This window comes from Oceanobacter sp. 3_MG-2023, from assembly GCF_030688925.1.
Lineage (GTDB): Bacteria > Pseudomonadota > Gammaproteobacteria > Pseudomonadales > Oceanobacteraceae > Oceanobacter.
The window spans coordinates 226,175-247,774 of record NZ_JAUYVX010000004.1 but is presented as its reverse complement, the minus strand read 5'-3'; the positions used below and the strand labels follow the sequence as shown (position 1 = coordinate 247,774).

The 21,600-nt window shown below is 48.4% G+C and carries 18 protein-coding genes; 7 read left to right on the top strand and 11 right to left on the bottom strand.

Features of this window, described 5'->3' with window-relative positions; translation table 11 throughout:
* Positions 1 to 108: 108 nt before the first annotated feature.
* Complete coding sequence (locus tag Q8W32_RS05725) at positions 109 to 2,235, bottom strand: TonB-dependent receptor (protein ID WP_305414108.1); 2,127 nt, start codon at positions 2,233 to 2,235, stop codon at positions 109 to 111.
* Between the two features lie 258 nt (positions 2,236 to 2,493).
* Here Q8W32_RS05725 and Q8W32_RS05720 point away from each other — a divergent pair, with 258 nt between their 5' ends.
* Both Q8W32_RS05720 and Q8W32_RS05715 read left to right on the top strand, forming a co-directional pair.
* On the top strand, positions 2,494 to 2,952 hold the full coding sequence (locus Q8W32_RS05720) for a BlaI/MecI/CopY family transcriptional regulator (protein ID WP_305414107.1): 459 nt from the start codon (positions 2,494 to 2,496) through the stop codon (positions 2,950 to 2,952).
* Positions 2,942 to 3,850: a M56 family metallopeptidase gene (locus tag Q8W32_RS05715; RefSeq protein WP_305414106.1), complete on the top strand. Its 909-nt coding sequence runs from the start codon at positions 2,942 to 2,944 to the stop codon at positions 3,848 to 3,850. Before Q8W32_RS05720 ends, Q8W32_RS05715 begins: the two co-directional genes overlap by 11 nt.
* 95 nt (positions 3,851 to 3,945) lie before the next feature.
* Here Q8W32_RS05715 and Q8W32_RS05710 read toward each other — a convergent pair whose 3' ends face one another.
* The 3 genes from Q8W32_RS05710 to Q8W32_RS05700 all read right to left on the bottom strand — a co-directional run bounded on the left by Q8W32_RS05710 (position 3,946) and on the right by Q8W32_RS05700 (position 6,280).
* Positions 3,946 to 4,737 (bottom strand): sulfotransferase family 2 domain-containing protein, encoded by a 792-nt coding sequence (locus Q8W32_RS05710; RefSeq protein ID WP_305414105.1) that lies wholly within the window; start codon positions 4,735 to 4,737, stop codon positions 3,946 to 3,948.
* A gap of 407 nt (positions 4,738 to 5,144) precedes the next feature.
* Positions 5,145 to 5,849 carry a cytochrome c biogenesis CcdA family protein gene (locus Q8W32_RS05705; protein ID WP_303434573.1) on the bottom strand — a complete coding sequence of 235 codons (705 nt, stop codon included), beginning with the start codon at positions 5,847 to 5,849 and terminating at the stop codon, positions 5,145 to 5,147.
* Between the two features lie 2 nt (positions 5,850 to 5,851).
* The gene (locus Q8W32_RS05700; protein WP_303434574.1) at positions 5,852 to 6,280 is read right to left on the bottom strand and encodes a thioredoxin family protein; all 429 of its coding nucleotides are present in this window, start codon (positions 6,278 to 6,280) and stop codon (positions 5,852 to 5,854) included.
* A gap of 362 nt (positions 6,281 to 6,642) precedes the next feature.
* Here Q8W32_RS05700 and Q8W32_RS05695 point away from each other — a divergent pair, with 362 nt between their 5' ends.
* The 4 genes from Q8W32_RS05695 to Q8W32_RS05680 all read left to right on the top strand — a co-directional run bounded on the left by Q8W32_RS05695 (position 6,643) and on the right by Q8W32_RS05680 (position 10,880).
* Positions 6,643 to 7,656 (top strand): amino acid ABC transporter substrate-binding protein, encoded by a 1,014-nt coding sequence (locus Q8W32_RS05695; protein WP_305414104.1) that lies wholly within the window; start codon positions 6,643 to 6,645, stop codon positions 7,654 to 7,656.
* 67 nt (positions 7,657 to 7,723) lie between these two features.
* Positions 7,724 to 8,920 (top strand): amino acid ABC transporter permease, encoded by a 1,197-nt coding sequence (locus Q8W32_RS05690; RefSeq protein WP_305414103.1) that lies wholly within the window; start codon positions 7,724 to 7,726, stop codon positions 8,918 to 8,920.
* 2 nt (positions 8,921 to 8,922) lie between these two features.
* The gene (locus Q8W32_RS05685) at positions 8,923 to 10,068 is read left to right on the top strand and encodes an amino acid ABC transporter permease (RefSeq protein ID WP_305414102.1); all 1,146 of its coding nucleotides are present in this window, start codon (positions 8,923 to 8,925) and stop codon (positions 10,066 to 10,068) included.
* A 17-nt stretch (positions 10,069 to 10,085) separates the two neighbouring features.
* The gene (locus Q8W32_RS05680) at positions 10,086 to 10,880 is read left to right on the top strand and encodes an amino acid ABC transporter ATP-binding protein (RefSeq protein WP_303434578.1); all 795 of its coding nucleotides are present in this window, start codon (positions 10,086 to 10,088) and stop codon (positions 10,878 to 10,880) included.
* A 203-nt stretch (positions 10,881 to 11,083) separates the two neighbouring features.
* Here Q8W32_RS05680 and Q8W32_RS05675 read toward each other — a convergent pair whose 3' ends face one another.
* The gene (locus Q8W32_RS05675; RefSeq protein WP_305414101.1) at positions 11,084 to 11,488 is read right to left on the bottom strand and encodes an STAS/SEC14 domain-containing protein; all 405 of its coding nucleotides are present in this window, start codon (positions 11,486 to 11,488) and stop codon (positions 11,084 to 11,086) included.
* Positions 11,489 to 11,933: 445 nt separating this feature from the next.
* On the opposite strand from Q8W32_RS05675, the gene yghU reads away from it, so the two are divergent.
* Positions 11,934 to 12,794: a glutathione-dependent disulfide-bond oxidoreductase gene (gene yghU, locus Q8W32_RS05670; RefSeq protein WP_305414100.1), complete on the top strand. Its 861-nt coding sequence runs from the start codon at positions 11,934 to 11,936 to the stop codon at positions 12,792 to 12,794.
* A 145-nt stretch (positions 12,795 to 12,939) separates the two neighbouring features.
* On the opposite strand, the gene atzF is transcribed toward yghU, so the two are convergent.
* From atzF to Q8W32_RS05640, 6 genes are all read right to left on the bottom strand, one after another.
* On the bottom strand, positions 12,940 to 14,772 hold the full coding sequence (gene atzF, locus Q8W32_RS05665) for an allophanate hydrolase (RefSeq protein ID WP_305414099.1): 1,833 nt from the start codon (positions 14,770 to 14,772) through the stop codon (positions 12,940 to 12,942).
* A 19-nt stretch (positions 14,773 to 14,791) separates the two neighbouring features.
* Positions 14,792 to 18,436 carry an urea carboxylase gene (gene uca, locus Q8W32_RS05660; RefSeq protein WP_305414098.1) on the bottom strand — a complete coding sequence of 1,215 codons (3,645 nt, stop codon included), beginning with the start codon at positions 18,434 to 18,436 and terminating at the stop codon, positions 14,792 to 14,794.
* Positions 18,437 to 18,552: 116 nt separating this feature from the next.
* Positions 18,553 to 19,194 carry an urea amidolyase associated protein UAAP2 gene (locus Q8W32_RS05655; RefSeq protein WP_303434583.1) on the bottom strand — a complete coding sequence of 214 codons (642 nt, stop codon included), beginning with the start codon at positions 19,192 to 19,194 and terminating at the stop codon, positions 18,553 to 18,555.
* Positions 19,195 to 19,197: 3 nt separating this feature from the next.
* Positions 19,198 to 19,914: an urea amidolyase associated protein UAAP1 gene (locus tag Q8W32_RS05650; RefSeq protein ID WP_305414097.1), complete on the bottom strand. Its 717-nt coding sequence runs from the start codon at positions 19,912 to 19,914 to the stop codon at positions 19,198 to 19,200.
* Positions 19,915 to 19,930: 16 nt separating this feature from the next.
* Positions 19,931 to 20,752 (bottom strand): ABC transporter ATP-binding protein, encoded by an 822-nt coding sequence (locus tag Q8W32_RS05645; RefSeq protein WP_305414095.1) that lies wholly within the window; start codon positions 20,750 to 20,752, stop codon positions 19,931 to 19,933.
* Positions 20,749 to 21,567 (bottom strand): ABC transporter permease, encoded by an 819-nt coding sequence (locus Q8W32_RS05640; RefSeq protein WP_303434586.1) that lies wholly within the window; start codon positions 21,565 to 21,567, stop codon positions 20,749 to 20,751. Before Q8W32_RS05640 ends, Q8W32_RS05645 begins: the two co-directional genes overlap by 4 nt.
* Positions 21,568 to 21,600 lie beyond the last annotated feature (33 nt).

Genomic DNA, 21,600 nt, shown 5'->3' with positions numbered 1-21,600 from the left:
CAACCGGGACACCCAAATCAGGATGGACTCAAAACACGGCTGCCCATCAGCGGAGCAGCCGCATCGCAATAACAGCCCCAGTCTCCAGCCCCTCCAGCAACCCTGCCGTTAAAACATCAGTGCCGCACTCATCCGTACCGTGCGCGGCTCCATTACATGGTAGTGCAAGCCTTCCTGCGCTTCGCTTTCTCCAGCCAGCTGGCTTTCGTACCAGTAGTCGATGTCGTGGTCATCGCTATCGAGCAGATTGAGTACTTCCAGACCAAACTGCCAATTCTGTAACTCCAGCTGTGTGGCGGCATTAAGCACCAGGTTGCTGCCTGCCCGTTCCGAGTTATCTTCAAGTAACGCACGGGGGCCAATGTAACGCATACGCAAGCTGCCAGACCATGGCTGAGCGGACGGCGTCGCGCCAATATAGGTCAAGCCAGCCTGAGCGACGGATTCCGGAGCACCCGGAATATAGTCGCCATCATCCGAGCTGTCGCGAAAGCGGGCGCGGGTATAAGCGTACTCCAGGTCGGCGTTCCAGGCTTCGGTAAGGTTGAGGTAGCCGGTCATTTCTATCCCTTGCCTGCGTGATGACCGGGTGGCTTCCGTGTTACCGGCGTCACCAACAAACAGCAGCTCGCTATCAAGATCCAGTTGCCACAACACCAGTGAAGCATTCAGGCGTTCGGCTATCAGACCACGCACGCCCAGTTCATAACCGATGGAGTCCACCAGTGGATCAACGGCATCAACGTCGCTGCCATCCGCCGGATCCACCTGAATAGTGGTACCGCGCGCATCGTTGGAGTGCAGCCCTTGCCCAATCGACAGATAGATTTCCCGGTTTTGATCCGGTGCGTAGACCAGGCTGCTTTTCAACGACAGATTAGTATCATCCGCAGTGCCGCTGTTGGCGCTCAGATCAACGCCGTTCTGGTTCACATCCACCCGGCTGTCTACGTCAAAATCAAAGTAGTCGTAACGTACGCCAATCATGGTGCGCCATTGCTCGTTCCAGTACAGCGTGGTATCGGCAAACAAGCCCAGGCTTTGCTGGGTCACTGCGTCGCTGCGAATGGTACCAAGGCGCTGGCGTTCAGTGGTGTGATACAGACCCACTTCATCAATATCATCAAGCTGGTAATCCGCCCCGATGCGGGTACTGGCAACCACACCGGCCAGCTCGGATTGCTGCCGATATTCGATCTGGCCGCCGTAGATCCAGCGATGATCGACCTGTTCAAACTGATCACCATTGTCGCTGTCATCCAGGTAATAAGTGAAGTTCGACCACAGGTTCATATTGTAGCGAATAGCGTAGGCCGACAGGCTCAGGTTGGCGCTTTGCCATTGGCTATTGATGCTGTAGCGGTCACTCTTGCCGCCGACAGTGTCGTCAAGCGAACCCAGTTCATCAATCTGGCCGCTGGCCACTGCCCGTTCCGGGATCTGATCGGCGCTGTTCCATTGGTTGTCGTAACCCATCAGGCTGATCGACCAGTCGCCACCGGCTAGCGGCTGGCGGTATTTCAGCCATACATTGGTTTTATCAATGTCTTCGCTCACATCCGTCCAAGGGCCATCGTAACCCTGTTTTTCCAGGGCGTAGAAGAAGTCCCCCGTACCGGTGTTAACACTGTCCATCAGCAAGCCGCGCTGATAGGCATCCTGCCCCAGGGTGATTTTGGCGAGGCCCTTATCCAGCCGGGAAGCCGTCGTGAACGCTGCGTTGCCGGAGCTACTGAAGTCACCAACGCTGGCGTCGTAACTGCCCTTCTGGTATTCCAGCGATTGAATTGCTTCAGGAATCAGGAAGTTCAGGTCGGTGTAACCCTGACCATGTCCGTGACTGCGCATATTGACCGGCATCTCGTCTACCAACACGGCAAAGTCGGTGCCATGGTCAAGATTAAACCCCCGCAGGAAATACTGGTTGGCCTTGCCCGAACCACTGTGTTGGGTCACCACCATGCCGGGGACCAGTTCCAGCACTTCACCGGTGCGCAGCAACGGGCGCACCTCAATGGCATCCTGATCAACGTACCCTTCGGAAGCAGAAATGGCCTCTCCCAGCATCGGTTTGCGGCCAAACACATGAATACTTTCCAGGTCATGATAGCTATCGTCCATGTCGATGCCATGCGCATGGACCATCGCTGACAAACAGGCCAATACCATAGCCTGCGGCAAGACAAGCAGTGTATTAACCGCTGAATAAATAGAGGCGGAGCGTTTACGATTCATAAAGATTCCCGGATTACGGCCGTGCTTGCAACGGCTTGCCAGCCACGGTGTGGACAGTGTTATCCGGGGGATTGAAGCATTACAGGCCAATACCGATAACAGCTCGGTGTTGGTCATCGGTTATTAAAGATTTGCTTTCCAGATTTGCTTTCCAGGTGCGCCTCTCCGCTAACATCAGCTCCAGTCTGGGGCTGGCAGCAAAAAACACCTTAACAAACACCTTAACAAACAACGGAAGGTGTAAGATTGGGTCATCAAGTGGAAAATACTCAATCTTTTATGACCGTCTCACTGAAACGCTGGCTTGGTTTTCATCGCTGTCACTCCCGCACCCCAACGTTGGGTGAACGGGAAATTCTGGTGATGGAGCTGCTTTGGCAGCAGAGTCCGCAATCAGCCCAGTCTTTACAAGTACAGCAAGAAAACATCAGCCTCAGTACAGTGCAGAGTACCCTTGAGCGTCTGCACCGCAAACACCTGCTGGCACGGGAGAAAAGCGGCCGCTCCTATCTATACCGGCCACTGCTGCAGAAAGCTGATCTGGTGGCCTGTTTGTTGTCTGATATAGCTACAGATCTCGGCGATGCCAACGGCCAGGCACTGGTCGCCGGGTTTGTCGACTATCTGTCGGCCACGACTCCGGAGGCTCAAGGACAGTTGCGCCAGGCACTGGAACAAGACACCCCCTCAGCCGCCAACCCAAGCAATGATCAATAATCTGGCTCCTGGACTGACCGATGTATTTCTTGGTGGAGCCGTAGCGCTTTGTGGTTCTGCCTGGTTGTGCAGCCTTCTCACCGACCGGGTGTTACGTTTCGGCACCAGCTCATCTGCCCAGCAAGAGCGCTGGCTCTGGTATTGGAGTCTGATGCCCTGGATGGTTGGCTTGTGTGCAGGCCTTTGGCTGGCCAATCCCGACTGGCTTGGCTTCTGGTTTATCCCCCACTGTCACGGCGATCTATGCGGCGTCCATGCACCAGAACTGATTGAGTATTCCGCAACGGCAATTAACAGCCTGCTGGTCCTGAGTCTGATATTGGCCATGGTGCTGGGGTCGCGCCTGTGGCAGTTACAGCGGCGGCATCGGCAACTGCAATTGATGCAGCACCTTTCAACTCTGGATCGCCAGCGCAATATTCGACTGGTGCCGTCGACAAAGCGTCTGGCCTGGTGTGTTGGCTTTTGGCAGCCGGTGATTTACCTGTCACAAGGTTTGTTTGATGAACTGACCGAACGCGAACGCCGACTGGTGTTGATTCATGAACACAGCCACCAATGGCGGCGCGACAATCTCAGGCGCTGGTTGCTGCAACGGCTGCTTTGGTGCTGGCTGCCACAGACCCGCCGTCGATTAATATCCATGTATCATCAAGTAACTGAACATATCGCCGACGAACTGGTGCTACAGCAAGGCTTTCAGCCACACGAGCTGACCAATCTGCGCGATCGCATGGCGACGAGCGATCCAGCATTGGCCTCCGAAACGGTTCTGCCATCAGCGTCGACAGCAACTGGCCGCTATCTGACAACCCTGCTGGCACTGTTGGCCATCGTACAAATATTGTTGTTCGGGATATTGCTGCACCCACTGCTGGATTATCTGTTTCTGCACTGAGTGATCCGCCACTCATAAACAGACATCCATTGTTGAAAGGATGCCTACATTCAGCTGAAATGGGTGTCCATCTTTAGTCGTGACACAGCAGGAAATTAAAACAACAAATCCCTGGCATCACATCTTTTTTTATAAAGGGTAAAGTCTTTGGCATAAACACGTTTTACCACCTCTATTAACTTGGGTGTATATAAAGAAGCAGGACTAGGGCACTTTCCTTGCCTCTTTAATATCGAAATATCAAAAGCATTTATTTGACTATAATCTTTATCATCCAATAGTTCATAACCATCAATACCATGCATGGTCAGTGGTCGAGCATCGATCACATCAAGAGAAATCTTCTCTTTTAATGTGCTTATCGCTTTGGAAAAATTTTCCAAAGAAAAATAATCAGAATATTCTTTATACAATAAAAAATCACTTTGTTGACACCAGTGAATATCACTATTCAAAATATCTTTCTTTTGCAAAGATAAAACAAATGACTCAAAGGTCAAATCATCTAATTCAATGTTTCGATTCAGAACATCCCGATACATCCAGGCATTTATCTCTTTCGCAACAAATTTATCAAGAAAAACGCTTGCCAGGCGCCTGAACGGGCAACGTAAAACAACAAATTTATAGTTGGCTCGCACTGCTTCTGCCAAAGAAGGCATAAATGTACCATTATTATTATGTATCCAATGGCCTTGCTCTATTCCATCAATACAACCATTAGCGACAGCAACAGATAGACGCATAGTTGAACAGCCATTTTTAGGTATAAAACTATAAATAGCATTAGCATGAAACAACGTCATTGCATGTTGCATCGCAAACTGGTGTTGATCATTTTTCGGCAGGGATAGCTGACTTCCAGATGAGTATTTAAACAATGACATAATAATCCTGATTCTGGTTCGAGTAATTTATTTTAAAATAAAATCACAAGAATTTACATAATACATTCATGATAATCAAGCCATCTTTTTACAATAGAGCCAGACGAACGAAATAAATCCGATAAAATCTATTTCAACTTGTGGTTATTGGTTCTATTCTTTAATTGCCATCCAACATTTTATTTGTAAGATTCAGCAGTAATTTCTGGGATTTTCATGAATAAACAAGCGATCAATCCGGACGAATAAGCCGGACAAAAATAAGCCGGACACCCACTATTAAACAGATACCTATATTTCATCCTTCCAATGGGTATCCATTCAAGAGCGTTAGTGGGTGTCCACCTTCAGCATCCACCTTCAGCATTAGTCCATCAATTCAAGTGCATTCAAGTGGGTGTCCATCTTCAGAAACTGACCATCCAGGTCGGCAACCAGCCCACCGCCCAGCGCTCTGCCAGTTTGTCGATCCCCAACAGCACCGCCAGACCCAGCAACAGCATCATGCTGCCCAACAGGTATTTGCCAGCACGACCACCGGAAATCATCCGGTTATTCAACCGTCGTAATGCCGCCGATGAGGTCAGCCCTGCAACGATCATTACCGCTGCGGTTCCCAAACCAAAGGCCAGCATAATCACAAAGGCCAATGCCAGATCCTGCCCTACCGACGCCAGTGCAATCGCCGCTCCCAACGTTGGCCCCACACAGGGCAACCAGACAATACCGGTTAACAAACCGGTGCCAAATGGCCCCATCCAGTCGAGTTTGGCGCTGTTGATATTGCGTCGCGACATCCACATCGACAAACGCAGGGTCAGCGCATCCGCCAACGGCCGGATCACCAGAATCAGCCCCATCACAATCAACAGTGCCGCCGAGAAGTAACGGAACAGTTCCGGGTCCAGACCCAGACTGACCAATACAAAGGTCAGCAGCGAACCGGCAATCGCGAAAGCCAGACTGAGCCCGGCTCCCATCGCCAGCACGCCCATCTTGCCATTGGCACGGGCAACCCCGACAGTCATCGGCAATAGTGGCCAGACACAAGGAGAAAGAATGCTGAGCATACCGGCAACAAATGCCAGCGGAATCGACGAAAACTCCAGCATGATCAGCAACCGATCCGTTGTTTCAAGGCATCTGTGATCACATTTTGCCGTGTTTCAGCGACACTGAACCAGCTACGTTCACCGCCGGTATACAACACAAAAGTGGACTGCCGTGGTGCCTTGAAATGACGCACCCATTCTTTTTGATCATCAAAGTCGACCTGTAAAATGGTCAGATCACACTGGGCATGCTCTTTCTGGAAGGCAGACAGTACTTCGCCCTGCAACTTGCAGGTCGGACACCACACCGCATGAATATCAACCAGCACCGGGGCTTGCTGCTCGACCAGTGCCTCAAACCGCTCTTGTGTGAAGGGTTCAAACAGGCCTTCGGCGGCGGTGGCCCAATGGGAAAAAAATGCCAGACAAGCCATCAATAGCCAGTTATTCCGGCTCGTCGTCGAGCGCAGGAAGTTAACAGAACGGGACATAAACATACTCTTGTAGTCAGGGAATTTACTTTACAGTCGTTTATCAGACTGTTTTCTTACAGGTAATTCCTGCTTCAACGCAAAAACCCCACAAAAAAATCGCTCCAAAACAGGGCAAAAAACAATCCCGATCGCCCAGAATTAATGCACAGCCAGTACAGTTCTGGATAAAAATGTCAGAACTGCGTCTTGTATTGCCCATTGTATTTTGCCGACCTAGCCACGATGCTGATCACAAGGGGTCATGAACGATTTCAGTGCATTATTTGAGCAACAGTAACTTATTGGCACTTTTATTGAATAACAGAGCGAAGCAAGCAAACGCTTTTATTACTCGATACTACTCACACAGGGAGCACACTATGTTGAAACAAGTGACGATGGCTGCAACAGGCCTCGTACTCGGTCTTTCTATGACAGCACAAGCCGGAACGCTGGAAGATGTACAGAAACGAGGTTCCGTATCCTGTGGTGTCAGCACTGGACTGGCCGGTTTCTCTCAAAAAGATGAAAAAGGCAAGTGGAGCGGTATCGACGTTGATGTCTGTCGCGCCGTTGCTGCTGCCGTACTGGGTGACTCTGACAAGGTTCAGTACAAGCCACTGACCGCCAAGGAGCGTTTTACCGCGCTGCAATCTGGCGAAGTCGATATGCTGTCCCGTAACACCACCTGGACCCTGACCCGTGACGTATCACTGGGCCTGAACTTTGCCGGTGTCAACTACTACGATGGCCAGGGCTTTATGGTTTCGAAAAGCCTCGGTGTCAGCAGCGTGAACGACCTTGACGGTGCTGCGGTTTGTATTCAGGCCGGTACAACTACCGAACTGAACCTGGCGGATTATTTCCGCGCCCACGGCATGAAATACACCGCGATCACCTTTGATACCTCCGACCAGACCCGTTCCGGTTTTGAAAGTGGCCGCTGTGACGTACTGACTTCCGACCAATCCCAGCTGTATGCCCTGCGTATTGGCCTGAAAAAGCCATCAAGCGCCATGGTATTGCCAGAAGTCATCTCCAAAGAACCTCTCGGACCCGTAGTACGTCAGGGTGACGACGCCTGGTTCAACGTTGTGAAATGGTCACTGGCTGCCTTGATTGAAGCTGAATTCCTCAATGTCACCAGCAGCACGGCATCCAAACTGGCCAAGTCCGGTACACCGGAACAACAACGTCTGTTGGGTAACACCGGCGACGCAGGCTCCAAACTGGGCCTTGACGCCAAGTGGGCCTATAACATCGTCTCTCAAGTAGGTAACTACAGTGAAGTCTTCGAGCGTAACGTCGGCTCTGGCTCACCACTGAAAATTGCCCGCGGCCTCAACGCCCAGTGGAACAAGGGCGGCATTATGTATTCCAACCCGATCCGCTGATCGCCACGATGACATTCACCCGCCTTTTGGCGGGTGAATGCGTTTTACCGGATACAGAGAGAGACCTATGACCAACGGTACGCGCCCTACCCAGCCTGCGGGCTCGGCTCCCGCGTTTTATAATAACCCCCGTTTCCGTGCCTTGTTTTACCAGCTGCTCCTGGTAATCGGGATCGGATATCTTGTATTTCTGATCATCAGCAATACCCTCGCCAATATGGAATCCCGGGGTATTCAGACCGGCTTTGATTTCCTCAGCACCACGGCCGGCTTCGACATTCTGATGACCCTGGTGGATTACGACGCCACCCATACCTACTTCGATACGTTTATTGTTGGCTTGCTCAACACCATACTGGTCGGTGCCATTGGTATTGTGCTGTCCACCATCATTGGCTTTTTGATGGGTGTTGCCTATTTTTCCAGCAACTGGCTGGTACAGCGCCTGTCAGTGGTGTACGTCGAAATATTCCGCAACATCCCTCTGCTGCTGCAAATTTTCTTTTGGTACTTCGCTGTCCTGGCGGCGTTACCCAGCGCCCGTAACAGTTACAGCCTTGGAGACGCTTTATTCCTGAATATCCGCGGGCTGTATTTGCCCAAGCTGATTAGCGAACCCGGTGCCGGTCTGGTGTACGGCTCGATCGTTGCGGCCATCATCGGTGTTTTTGCCCTGTACCGCTGGGCCAAACGCAAACAGGAACTGGAAGGTGTACAACTGCCGGTCTTACGTCTGTCACTGGCCTTGCTGATCGGTTTGCCACTACTGGCAACCCTGTTGTCCGGTATTCCTTTCACGCTGGATTACCCGCAATTAAAAGGCTTCAACTTCCGTGGTGGCATCACCGTTATCCCCGAACTGATGGCGCTGGCGGTTGCCCTGAGTATCTATACCGGTGCCTTTATTGCCGAAGCCGTGCGCGCCGGAATCCAGGCCGTGCCTCATGGCCAGACCGAAGCCGCACGCAGTATCGGCCTGAAAGACAGCCAGATCATGAAGTTGATCGTTGTACCACAAGCCATGCGGGTTATTGTGCCCATGCTCAACAGCGAATATCAGTCGCTGGTGAAAAACTCGACCCTGGCAACAGCCATCGGCTATCCCGACTTGTTTACCGTCTTTGTCGGTACCAGCCTGAACCAGACTGGGCAAGCCATTGAAATTGTCTTTATGACTCTGGCCGTCTACTTCGCCATCAATATGACCATTTCGTTCACCATGAACTGGTTCAACAGCAAAGTCAGCCTGGCAGAGAGGAAATAACCATGAGTCACCCGGTCGTACCCTCTGATACCACAACGCCAACTGGCGGTCGTATCTTTCACCCCAAAGCCGCTGAGCCAGCGCCCGTTACCGTTGTTGGCAAACAAGCCTGGCTCAAGAACAACCTGTTCTCCTCGCCACTGAACAGTGCCATCACTCTGGTTCTGCTGGCATTACTGGGGTCATTTATCCCGGCATTGGCCGACTGGCTGTTTATTTCAGCCCATATCAGTGGCCAGACCCAGGATGCCTGTACTGGCGACGGTGCCTGTTGGGTATTTATCAAGGTCTGGATACAACCGCTGATGTATGGCAACTATCCGGATGCCAGTCTGTGGCGGGTCAATCTCAGCCTGATATTGCTAGGGGCCGTATTATCCTCCCCTTACTGGTTGCCGCCGAAACTGCGCAACAAGGTCGATATCATGTTGCTGCTGGCCTTCCCTTTTATAGCCATTATCATTCTTGATGGCCGTTTACTGGGTCTGGAATACGTCAGCACCGCCTACTGGGGTGGTTTTTCTCTCAACCTGTTCCTGGCGTCTGCCAGTATTATTCTGGGGATGCCACTGGGGTTTCTATGGGCTCTGGGACGACGTTCCAATATGCCCATGGCCCGCAGCATCTGTGTGGTACTGATCGAATTTTTCCGTGGTGTACCGGTACTGGCACTGTTCTTTATGGGCTCGGTCATGTTGCCGCTGTTCTTCCCGGAAGGCACCAACGTCGACAAACTGTTGCGGGTCTGGATCGTACTGACGCTGTTTATGGCGGGGTATATGGCCGAAGTGTATCGCGGTGGTTTTCAGGCGATTCCATCCGGACAGTATGAAGCCTCCGCCGCCATTGGCCTGAGCTACTGGCAAACCACCTTGCTGGTGATTTTGCCGCAGGTGATCAAGGTCTCCATGCCGAATATTCTGGCCACCTCGGTCATGCTGTTCAAAAACACCACCTTCCTGATGATCATTGGTATTTTTGAAATTCTCAGTACAGCCCAGAATGCCCTTACCAATTCCAACTGGCTGGGTGGCTTCTCCACCGAAGCGTACCTGTTTGTTGCGGTGATTTACTGGATCTGCTGTTTCAGCATGTCGATGGTCGCCACCCGCATTGAACGCAAACTAGACACCAGCCACAAGTCCTGACTTACGGAAACCAAGCGATGAGTACCAATCTGAACAACAGCAACGTCTCTCAGGGCACAGCGCCGATACAGGCTCCCGGCGATGTCATCACCCTGGCCAGCCTGAACAAGTGGTACGGTGATTTTCATGTTCTCAAGGACATTAATTTCACCGTCAAGAAAGGCGAACGTATCGTTATCTGTGGCCCCTCCGGCTCGGGTAAATCGACCATGATCCGCTGCATCAACCGCCTGGAAGAATTCCAGCGCGGCGCGCTGATCGTCAACGGCATCGAAATGATCGATGACGTCAAAAACATTGAAGCCATTCGTCACGATGTCGGTATGGTGTTCCAGCATTTTAACCTGTTCCCACACCTGACCATTCTGGAAAACCTGACCCTCGGGCCGATCTGGGTGCAAAAAAAGCCCAAGGCCGAAGCAGAAGCCATGGCGATGAACTATCTGGAACGGGTCAAGATTGCAGAACAGGCGCTGAAATACCCAGGCCAACTGTCTGGCGGTCAGCAACAGCGGGTAGCGATTGCCCGGTCACTGTGTATGGCACCAGAAATCATGCTGTTTGACGAACCCACCTCCGCCCTCGACCCGGAAATGGTCAAGGAAGTGCTCGACGTGATGGTCGAACTGGCGGATGAAGGCATGACCATGCTGTGTGTTACCCATGAAATGGGCTTCGCCAAAAAAGTGGCTGACCGTGTGATCTTTATGGACGGTGGCGAAATCGTTGAAGAAAACACACCGGTTGAGTTTTTCGAACAACCAGAAACCGATCGCTTGCAGCTGTTCCTCAGCCAGGTACTGCAGCACTGATCAAACCCTCGATCGATGGGCTGCATTGCAGCCCATCACGCTGACCAATACCAACGCTGGCTATCCTTTTATCCTTTGTATCCCTGGCTTCGGCCCCCCGCCTGATAGCGTCATAGCGTCCTAACCCTGGTGGCCCAGTCGTAACAAAGACAAACCAGACACAGCATACCGACACCACCCTATCGTGGGTTTATTTCGTGGGTTTATTTCCTGGTTGCACCCACCTTGTTATCACAGAGCCAATCCAGCGCATCGATATAATTATCAAAAAAGCGCACTTCCCCAGCAATAAACCAACTGGCAATTCTGGCAATCCACTGCTGCCAGTCGGCATTACCATAAATGGCAATCCGCTCAAATTCGGAGCCATGCTTCAACCCCAGTTTGAGATCATCCCAGGCGGCCTGTAACTCCCAGCCTTCAAATTCGGAACCATCGATCATGATTCTGACCTTGGGATCATTGACTTCCGCCAGCGCCCCATCCAGCAACGGAGTAATGGTTTCATAATCGCGATGCGTCAGGATTCCCTGAGCCTTGAGAGAGATAAAAAACCGCTCATTTTCACGGTTGATTCCAATCGATAACCCATGCTGTTTACGCGTCATTGCAGCCTCCTTGATCAGACAGTCATGAAGAGATAAGTATCAGATTACCCAAGAATAAAACGACCACAAGCAGCTGCATCAAGCCAACTGCAACTCATCGTGCCAGAAAGCACCGTAGTCAAACCCCGCTAACTTCATACACTGTAGGGGACATCCATTTAATCCTGCACGGCTCTGCGCGAGTGTTGCCATTGTTCAGGGCAAGGCGACGAATGCAGCAAAATGACGAGTCCTTTTCAAATTCGTCAACACCGCACTGGACGGCGGCAACCTGCTCCCTTCGGGGGCTGCCGGATGATCTCGACTCGGTGTCGCCGACGTTTGACTTGACCCGTCAGGCCTGCAAGTCGGCTTCGTGATTCGAAACCATCCGGTAGCCCAGAGTAAGCACCGGATTATATGGATGTCCCCTGTACACTTTTACCCTGTCGATGGAGACTGAATCATGAGCGATACGACCTATACGCCTCCCAATGTCTGGACCTGGGAACCTGGCAATGGCGGCAAGTTTGCCAATATAAACCGCCCGGTAGCCGGAGCCACTCACGACAAGGAATTGCCTCGGGGTGAACACCCATTGCAGCTTTACTCCATGGGAACACCTAACGGCATCAAGATCACCGTAATGCTGGAAGAGCTGCTGGCAGCAGGAAAAACCGCCGCAGAATACGACGCCTGGATGATCCAGATTGTTGATGGCGACCAGTTCAGTTCCGGTTTTGTCGACGTTAATCCGAACTCCAAAATTCCAGCGCTACTGGATTACAGCGTCACACCACCACAACGAGTATTTGAATCCGGCTCCATCCTGATGTACCTGGCCGAAAAGTTTGATGCCTTTATTCCCACCGATGCCGCTGGCCGTACCGAATGCTTTAACTGGTTATTCTGGCAAATGGGCAGTGCCCCCATGCTGGGCGGTGGCTTTGGTCATTTTTACGCCTACGCCCCAGAAAAATTTGAATACCCCATCAACCGCTTCACCATGGAAATCAAACGTCAGCTCGACGTACTCGACCAGCACCTGGCACACAACACCTTTATGTGTGGCGACGAATATACCATCGCCGATATCGCCATCTGGCCCTGGTATGGCGCATTGATTCTCGGACGCCTGTACGATGCCGCCGAATTTATTGAAGCCGAGGGTTACACCCACGTGATGCGCTGGGCCAAAGCCATTGATGCACGCCCGGCGGTTAAACGCGGCCGTATTATCAACCGCAATTTTGGTGAGCCAAACGAACAACTGTTAGAACGTCATAACGCCAGCGATATTGATACCGCTTTGAACGCGGGTAAATAAAAACCGCCGGAAGTGCTCTAACAAACACAAACGGCACTGTTGTAGTGGTTCAATAATCCCGTACACCTCTCTTATGGTGGTAATCTTACCACTTACGTTGGTGCCCGAAATTATTGAACCACTACAGGTATGCTTTCTTAAGCATTCATATTGAACTTAAGTAAGCTTTCCAACCTTTAAAATTGGTGATTTCTTCCGCACCTTCTATTCCAGAAGGTTCACATATAAACCCGCTCACTTGACTGCCATTCGCAAGAATCACTTTACCTATACCTAGTGGCGCTGGAATGCATGCCACAAAGCTACCGAAGTTTTCAGTAGGTATAGACCAAACTTCCACTTCAATCGCTGAGCCTTTTTCTTTGTCTAAAACAAGCCCGGGCCTTAACGGCGGGCCACCGGCTAAGGCGTACATGCGATAACTGGCTGCAGTTTTTGTTTTGGCTTTCAACATGGCTCCACGCTCAACAAGTTGCCAATTCAATGGCTGCCCTGTTAAATGAGCACCACAAACCATCACATCAATGGTTTTAGTGCTTGTCACTGGTGTCGTATTTTTCGGTGTGGCGATGCTGTCTAGAGCCCCTTTTTTCAAAGGTAAAGCTTGCTGAATACGGTTAGCAATCGACATCAACTCTCTATCACTAAAAGTCGAACCGACTAAAGTAATACCAAAAGGCATACCACTTTCCATCATCATCGTCGGCACAGCGATAGAAGCGAGGTCTAATAGGTTCATGAAGTTGGTGTAATAACCCAGCTCGCTATTATGCTTAATCGGCTCTGCCAACATTTCTGAGACCGTGAAATGACGACCTGCGGTTGGCGTTAGCAAACAATCGACCTGCGCTATTTGTGCTAAACAATTTTGTTTTAAATCATTAATACGATACTGCGCTTTAAACAAAGACGTAGCAGGTGGTTTTCCACCGGGTGCAATAATTTCTCGAACCACAGGAAATATCGCCTCTGGCTTGTCGTCAATCAAAGGTTGAGCGGCAATATAACGCTCCGATACCCACGGGCCTTCATACAACAGTTTGGCGATTTCATCGAATGGGGCAAAATCAATTTCTTGGAATGAAAAACCTTCGTCCTTGAGTTTTGCCAAAGTGGCTTCATAAGCTTTTTGATAACCTTTGTCACCAAAGAATTTCAGCTGATGTTCTGGGATCACACCGACCATTAATGGCCCTGTTCGCAATCCATATTGCCTTGCTTGGTTCAAAAATGGATTAGCACGGCTGTAACCATCTCTTTTATCAAAACCTTCTGCTACTGATAAAACAAGATTCGCATCGTCTGTGTTGTAAGAGAAAATGGTGATGCAGTCCAAACTACGGCATGCTGGTACTAAACCGGTTGCCGATAACAAACCGATACTTGGCTTCACACCGACAAGATTATTAAAACAAGCTGGAATACGACCAGAACCTGCCGTGTCGGTTCCTAAACTGAATGAAGCTAACCCCAATGCAACCGATACCGCAGAACCTGAACTAGAACCACCGCTCACATAATCGTAATTAAACGCGTTATGGCACGCGCCATAAGGTGAACGTGTACCATTTAGCCCTGTTGCAAATTGGTCTAAGTTCGCTTTACCAACAGGTATAGCACCAGCATCAATAAGCTGTTGTACGACTTGAGCAGAAACGTCCGGTGTATAAGCAAACTCTTTACATCCTGCCGTCGTCGGAATACCTGCAAGGTCAATATTGTCTTTAATAACAAAGGGAATCCCCCACAATGGATGAGTACCCAAAGGTTTTTCTTTTAGACCTTCTAACCAAACAGATTGCTCTGCTTGCGATAGCTGATGAATCCAAATATTGTGGTCTTTATACTGCTCTGCACGCTGTCGAATATCTTCCATAATTTTCTCTGGTGTGACTTTTCCTTCTGCATATTGAGCGCGCAGTGCATCAATGCCCATATCAAGGCTATGTTCTATTTCGTTATTCATCGTCATACTCATAATTCTCAGTTCCCATTCTCTACTTATTTGCAGCTTCTAACACGACAATGGCTTGCCCTGCGCTGACTCGACTACCGTCGGTTAATAACAAATCCGTCACGACACCGGCTTCTGTAGCGTATAAAGGAATTTCCATTTTCATCGACTCTAAAATAACCAATAGTTCGCCTGCTTGTACTTCTTGTCCTACGGTTACCTCTGTCTGCCATAAGCTGCCAGAGACAGGGCTATCGATAACAATCGCGTCTTCATTCCATGTCACTTCACTTGCTACTACATCCGCTTCTTCACTATCAAAATGGAATTGGCCATTGGCGTGCCAATTCGCCAACTCCGTTTCGAAGGCCTCATTGCGTTGCTGCTTAAAAGTATCGATGCTGTCGCTTTGTTCCTCTATAAAAGCTTGATAGTCAGCCAGAGAAAATTCACTTTCCTCAATACGAATTGGGCTTTTGTTATTAGAAAAGCCACCATGAGGGAAATCGTCACGAATTTGTTGTAGCTCTTCATGACTCACCTCGTAGAAACGAATTTGATCGAAGAAACGTAATAGCCAAGGCTTGCTGAATTCTGTCGTTTGGCGGTAGCGGTTCCACATTTGCAGCGTTCGTCCCACGAATTGATAACCTCCAGGTCCTTCCATGCCATACACACACAAATAAGAACCGCCAATGCCAACGGAATTTTCTGCGGTCCATGTTCTCGCTGGGTTGTATTTGGTTGTCACCAAACGATGACGAGGATCCACTGGCGTTGCGACTGGTGCGCCGAGATAAACATCCCCAAGCCCCATTACCAAGTAACTCGCACTGAAAAGAATGTCTTTCACATCATTTATGCTGTCCAAGCCATTAATACGGCGGATAAATTCCAAGTTGCTTGGGCACCAAGGGGCATTCGATCGTACGGATTGGCTGTATTTATCAATGGCTTCTTGGCAGGCTTTATCGTCCCAAGAAAGCGGTAAATACACGATACGAGAAGGCACAGATAATTCCGTGAGTTTTTCGCTGAGTGCCATTTCAGCTTGCTCAAGATGCTCAAGTAATGCGGTGTAACTTAATACTTGGCTATCATAGTGAATCTGCAAAGAGCGAATACCTGGAGTGAGTTCTCGCATGCCTTTTAACGGATTTTGTTCTAGCCATTGCATTAAAGCATGAACGCGAAAACGTAAACGAATATCTAAAATTTGTTCGCCGTATTCCACTAACAAGAAATGATCGCCAGCAGCACGATAAACAATCTCGTCGCCAAAACGATCAGCAGGTAAGGTTTTCAGAATAGGACTCAAAACAGGACAAGGCATCGTCCTGTTTTGAATGCTTGTTAATTCAGACAAACCTTTATTTTGTTCCGCTTCTAACGCGACAGCATCTTCAATACTGACAGAGACAAAACGAATTTTATCTCCCGCACGCAACTGCCCAAGCTTCCATAAATCAGCCGTAATGACGGTTGCAGGACAAACAAAGCCACCCAAAGAAGGACCATCAGGTCCAAGAATCACCGGCATATCTCCGGTAAAATCCACGCTGCCAAAAGCATAAGCGTTATCGTGAATATTCGAAGGATGCAAGCCAGCTTCACCACCGTCTTTACGAGCCCATTCAGGTTTAGGCCCGATTAAGCGTACTCCCGTTCGGCTGGAGTTATAGTGAATTTCCCACTCTGTTTCAAAAAAGGTTTTAATGTCTTCATCGGTAAAGAAATCCGGTGAACCATGAGGACCATAGATAACACGCAGTTCATATTCATTAGTAAGTTCCCGCAGCAAACCAGACGGTACAACGGTGTTTGGTTCTTCTGTCACGGGTTCCAGTACATGAAGTACGTCACCCGTTTGAATCGCACGCCCGTTGTGGCCGCCAAATTGTCCTAGCGTAAAGGTGGACTTTGAGCCCAAATAATCTGGACAATCAAAGCCACCTGCCACCGCAAGGTAGCTTCTTGCACCACCGTCTTTGATTCTACCTAACGTCAATGTTTGACCCGCTGATAGCTCGATGACTTGATTAAGAGGAATCGGCTGACCATCTAACTTAGCGTCAATTTTTGCCCCTGAAAGCGCAATTTTTGTGTCATAACTGAAACATAACGTTGGCCCTTGGAGAGTAATTTCCATCGCAGCCCTGTCTATTGGGTTGCCTAATAAACGATTGGCTAAGCGGAAATGATAATTATCAAACGGACCAGAAGGTGGTACGCCGACATTCCAGTGATGCTCACGACCTGGAAAGTCCTGTAGAGTGGTTTGCGTGCCGCCACTTTGCACATCAATACGTTTTGGTTGATATTTAAACTCATTAAGATAACGGGTACTGACCTCTCCCTTTAAAAGAACAGGATCAACAACAAGATTACGTAGGTAATCTAAATTGGTTTCCGTACCATAAATAATACTCTCATCTAATGTGTTTTTTAGCGCTAGAAAAGCACTGTCTCTATCTTCTTTGTGAACAATAACCTTGGCGAGCATTGGATCAAAATAAGGCGATACTTGTATGCCTGTTTCTATCCAAGAGTCGATACGTACTTCATTGTCTTGGTTCTCAGGAAAGGACACCTGACTAAGTAAGCCAGACGACGGCTGAAAGTTTTTATAAGGGTCTTCTGCATAAACTCGAACTTGTACTGCATGGCCTTTGGCCACCAGATTATGACGTTTATCGTCTAAGGCCAAATCTTCCCCAGCGGCTAAACGAATCATCCACTCTACAAGGTCAACACCGTAGACTTCTTCTGTCACACCGTGTTCAACTTGTAAGCGAGTATTTACTTCCAAAAAGTAGAAGTCTTCACTGTCCATGTCATAAATAAACTCGACCGTCCCTGCATTACGGTACTTAACGGAAGACAGCAAAGATTCTGCTGTGGCATGAAGCTGTGCACGAACTTGTTGAGTTAAATGTGGGGCAGGACATTCTTCCACGACTTTTTGGTTGCGGCGCTGACTGGAACAATCTCGCTCCCCTAAAGCCAATGCTTTACCTTTACCATCGGCAAAAATTTGAACTTCTATATGACGCGCACGAGCGATGAATTTTTCTAAAAACACACCGTCATCGGCAAAGTTATTCGCGCCCAAACGCTTCACTGAATCGAAGCCGTCTTGAAGCTCCTTTTCATTGTGGCAAAGCTGCATACCGATACCGCCACCACCAGCGGTACTTTTCAGCATAACGGGATAACCAATATTATTAGCTGTCTCGCAAGCGGAAGTTAAATCTTTTAATAAGTCTGAGCCTGACAATAAAGGCACATTCGCTTGTTCCGCTAACTCACGAGCACGATGTTTCAGACCAAATTCCACCATTTGCTCTGCAGTAGGGCCAATAAAAGCGATACCTTCTTCTTCACAACGACGAACAAAGGTCGCATTTTCACTTAGAAATCCGTAACCGGGATGTATAGCGTTCACGCCAGATTGTTTCGCAATAGAAAGGATTTTCTCCATATCCAGATACGTTTCGCTGGCACTACCTTCACCCAATGAAAAGGCTTCATCGGCCTGTTTAACATGTAAACTCTTAGCATCTGATTCCGCATAAACGGCTACGGAGCCAATCTGCATTTTTTTCAGCGTTCGCAGAATACGGGTCGCGATCGCGCCACGATTAGCAATGAGTACCTTGTGAAACTCATAATTGGTTTTGCTCTGCATACTTTAACCTTGTTCGGGCCGTCCCGATTGCACTCTCATCACAATGGCCGTCCACTGTGCGTGTTATTATTCAAATCTCAATATGCCTCTCTTTTACTACCTTAAGCGAGACTCAATTAAGCTTCCCAAACTAATAAATTAATCGGTGTTGGGTTGTAACCATTACAAGGGTTATTTAATTGCGGACAGTTCGAAATCAGTATCACTATGTCCATCTGAGCTTTCATTTCCACGTACTTTCCAGCACCAGAAATGCCATCTTCAAACGTTAAACCACCCTCTTCCGTAACAGGCACATTCATAAAGAAATTGATATTGTGGCTGATGTCGCGTTTCGACAAGCCATACTCTGGATTTTCCGCAATCGCCAACATCCAGCTATCACGACAGGCGTGCATACAACGCTTTTCTAGGTCATAACGTATGGTGTTACTTTCTGTTGCACAGGCACCACCTAAGGTGTCATGTCGACCACAAGTATCTGCTTCAATGGTGATCATTACGTTATTTTCGTTGGTACGAAGCTCTGATCCAGCGGTCAAATAAACATTCCCTTGTTCACGAATAGTGTCAGTTGCACTATAACGCTCAGACGGTTTATTGGCGTTGTAAAAAAGTGTGTCCGCTGCTTGGTTACCTTCCAGGTCAACGATACGAAAATAACTGCCTGATTTGATAGTAGCGATAAAATAATCGCCCGCTTCAATATGAAAAATTTGGCTTGCTTCATTGGTATTTAATACGCTTTCTTTGATCATGGATTAACCCTCATAGCCAAGATAATAAAGTTCGTTGTTCGCAAAACCTCGTTCATTTTCTGGGCGAGAAATTTTGCAAAAATCGTCTGCTTCAACTGGCGCTGCTTTTTCTAATAGAATTGAAACTGGCTTTTTCGGATAGGTCGTTGCTTGGCTCAAAGGATGAGCACAAGTGTGCAGCATAACCAAAGTATCCATTTCAAAACGCAAAGTGATACGACTACCCGCTGGGCTGTTGTCTTCTACTAAACGCATATTACCATCAGCATCTGTGACAACTTTGCTAAACAAATTTAAGTTCGCAGTACTGTCCGCTTGAGTTAATCCGTATTTTGCCATCTCGACTAATAAAGCATCCGTACCATTTTGCAGCCATTCATTATGATCTTTTTGATAATCACGCTTACCCCATTTCGCTTCCACATGAGAGGCATGGCTGTTTCCGCTCACAGTTTCATGCCAACCTACTGAATCTTCGATGATGGAAGCGAAAATACGCCCCATATCGGAATACAGACAATGACCTTTTGTTAGCTTGAAAGTATGTTGTCCTTTTAATGTATCTGGCGCGTTATAACGCTCTAGCAAGTTCTCAGGGTTGTAAAAAACCATGCCAACATTGGCACCGCCTTCCACATCTGTTAGCGTCATTTGCATACCGCGACGCACTTTCAAAGACCAATGACTGGCTGCTGGAATAATAGTTCTGTAATTTTTCATTGCTTTTCCTTTTCAACTAATTACCAGTCATCAAACTGGCGCTTGGATCTACAGGATGAAGTCGGTCATCAATTTCCTCATAAAGGTCTTTTGAACCATGACCAAGCGGTAAATCGTAAGTAATGGAAGCCCCATAAGCATTTGGAGAATGCGGATCGTGGCGCACCTTATCGAATACCCAAAGTCTTGAGCCTAGATAAAACCCTTCTTTTAAGTCATGAGTCACCATAAAAACGGTTAGATTGTGATCTCGCCATAGTTCCAACACTAAAGCGTGTATATCGGCTCGGATACCAGGATCAAGGGCACCAAACGGTTCATCAAGTAGTAGAATTCTTGGTTTGCATATAAGCGCTTGGGCAATAGCAAGACGCTGCCTCATACCGCCAGACAGTTCATCGGGATAACGATGTAACGCATGATCTAAACCGACTTTTTCTAACATTTCTGTTGCTTCTTGCTTCGCTTGGCTCTTTTCTTTACCGAACAAGTAGCCCGTTAAAGAAGACTTTTGGAAACCTTTAGCAGCGATCACATTTTCCAAAACGGTCATATGAGGAAACACAGAATATTGCTGAAATACGATGCCACGATCTGGACCTGGCTCATTAGGTATCGATTTTCCATCCATCAACAATTCACCTGAACTTGGATCTTCAATACCTAAAATCATTTTCAAAAACGTACTTTTACCGCAACCAGACGCGCCGACTAACGTAATAAACTCACCTTCTTGAACCGTCACATCAACGCGTTCTAGAATGACATCTTTTCCATATTTTTTACCGATTTTCTTTGCTTGAATAATCGGATTAATCTGAGTATTAATTTGGCTCATGATTTCGCCTCCTGACTCCAAGGAAAGAGTTTTTTATTCACTAGTCCCAGTAAGTAATCAAACAAAAATGCCAATAAAGTAATCCACGCCACATAAGGTAAAATGACATCCATAGATAAGTAACGTCGTACTAAGAAAATTCGATAACCTAAGCCGTCCGTTGACGCGATGGCTTCAGCAGCAATCAAAAACAGCCAACCAGATCCTAATGACAAACGCACCGCATCGATCAATTTCGGCATCACTTGTGGCAAGAGAACACGGATTAAAATTTGGAGAGTACTCGCACCTAACGTTTGCGCTTTCACCAGCTGTTCGCTGGGAATCTCTTGTGTTCTTCGCTGAATATCCCGGGCGATAAAGGGCGTTATCCCCACGGCAATCAGAACAACTTTAGACATTTCCCCTAATCCCACGACGATGAATAAAATCGGTAAGAGAGCCAGAGGTGGTACTAACGAAATCACAGTTAAAAGAGGAGAAAAACCAGCAGAGACTAGAGGTAAAGCCCCTGTTAACAGGCCTACCAGCAAACCGATTACCGCCGCTATCGCAACACCTGACGCCAGGCGAATCAAACTGCTTAATGTGTCTTTCCAGAAAATGAGCTCCCCAGTTCGTTTACTGGGCTCAAATGCCATTCTGTACATGGCATCTCCCATTTGACTGAACGCTGGTAACAATTTGTCATTGGAATTAACCGCCAACCTTGCTTCCGATCCCATCATATAAACGATGATTAAAAGAAGAAAAGGAAGCAAACCCAGCAAAATCCCACGGGTTCGAGTCGGCTTATAATTGATCAGTTTTTTCATGCTATTACTCCTCAGTGTTTCCCACTTACCATT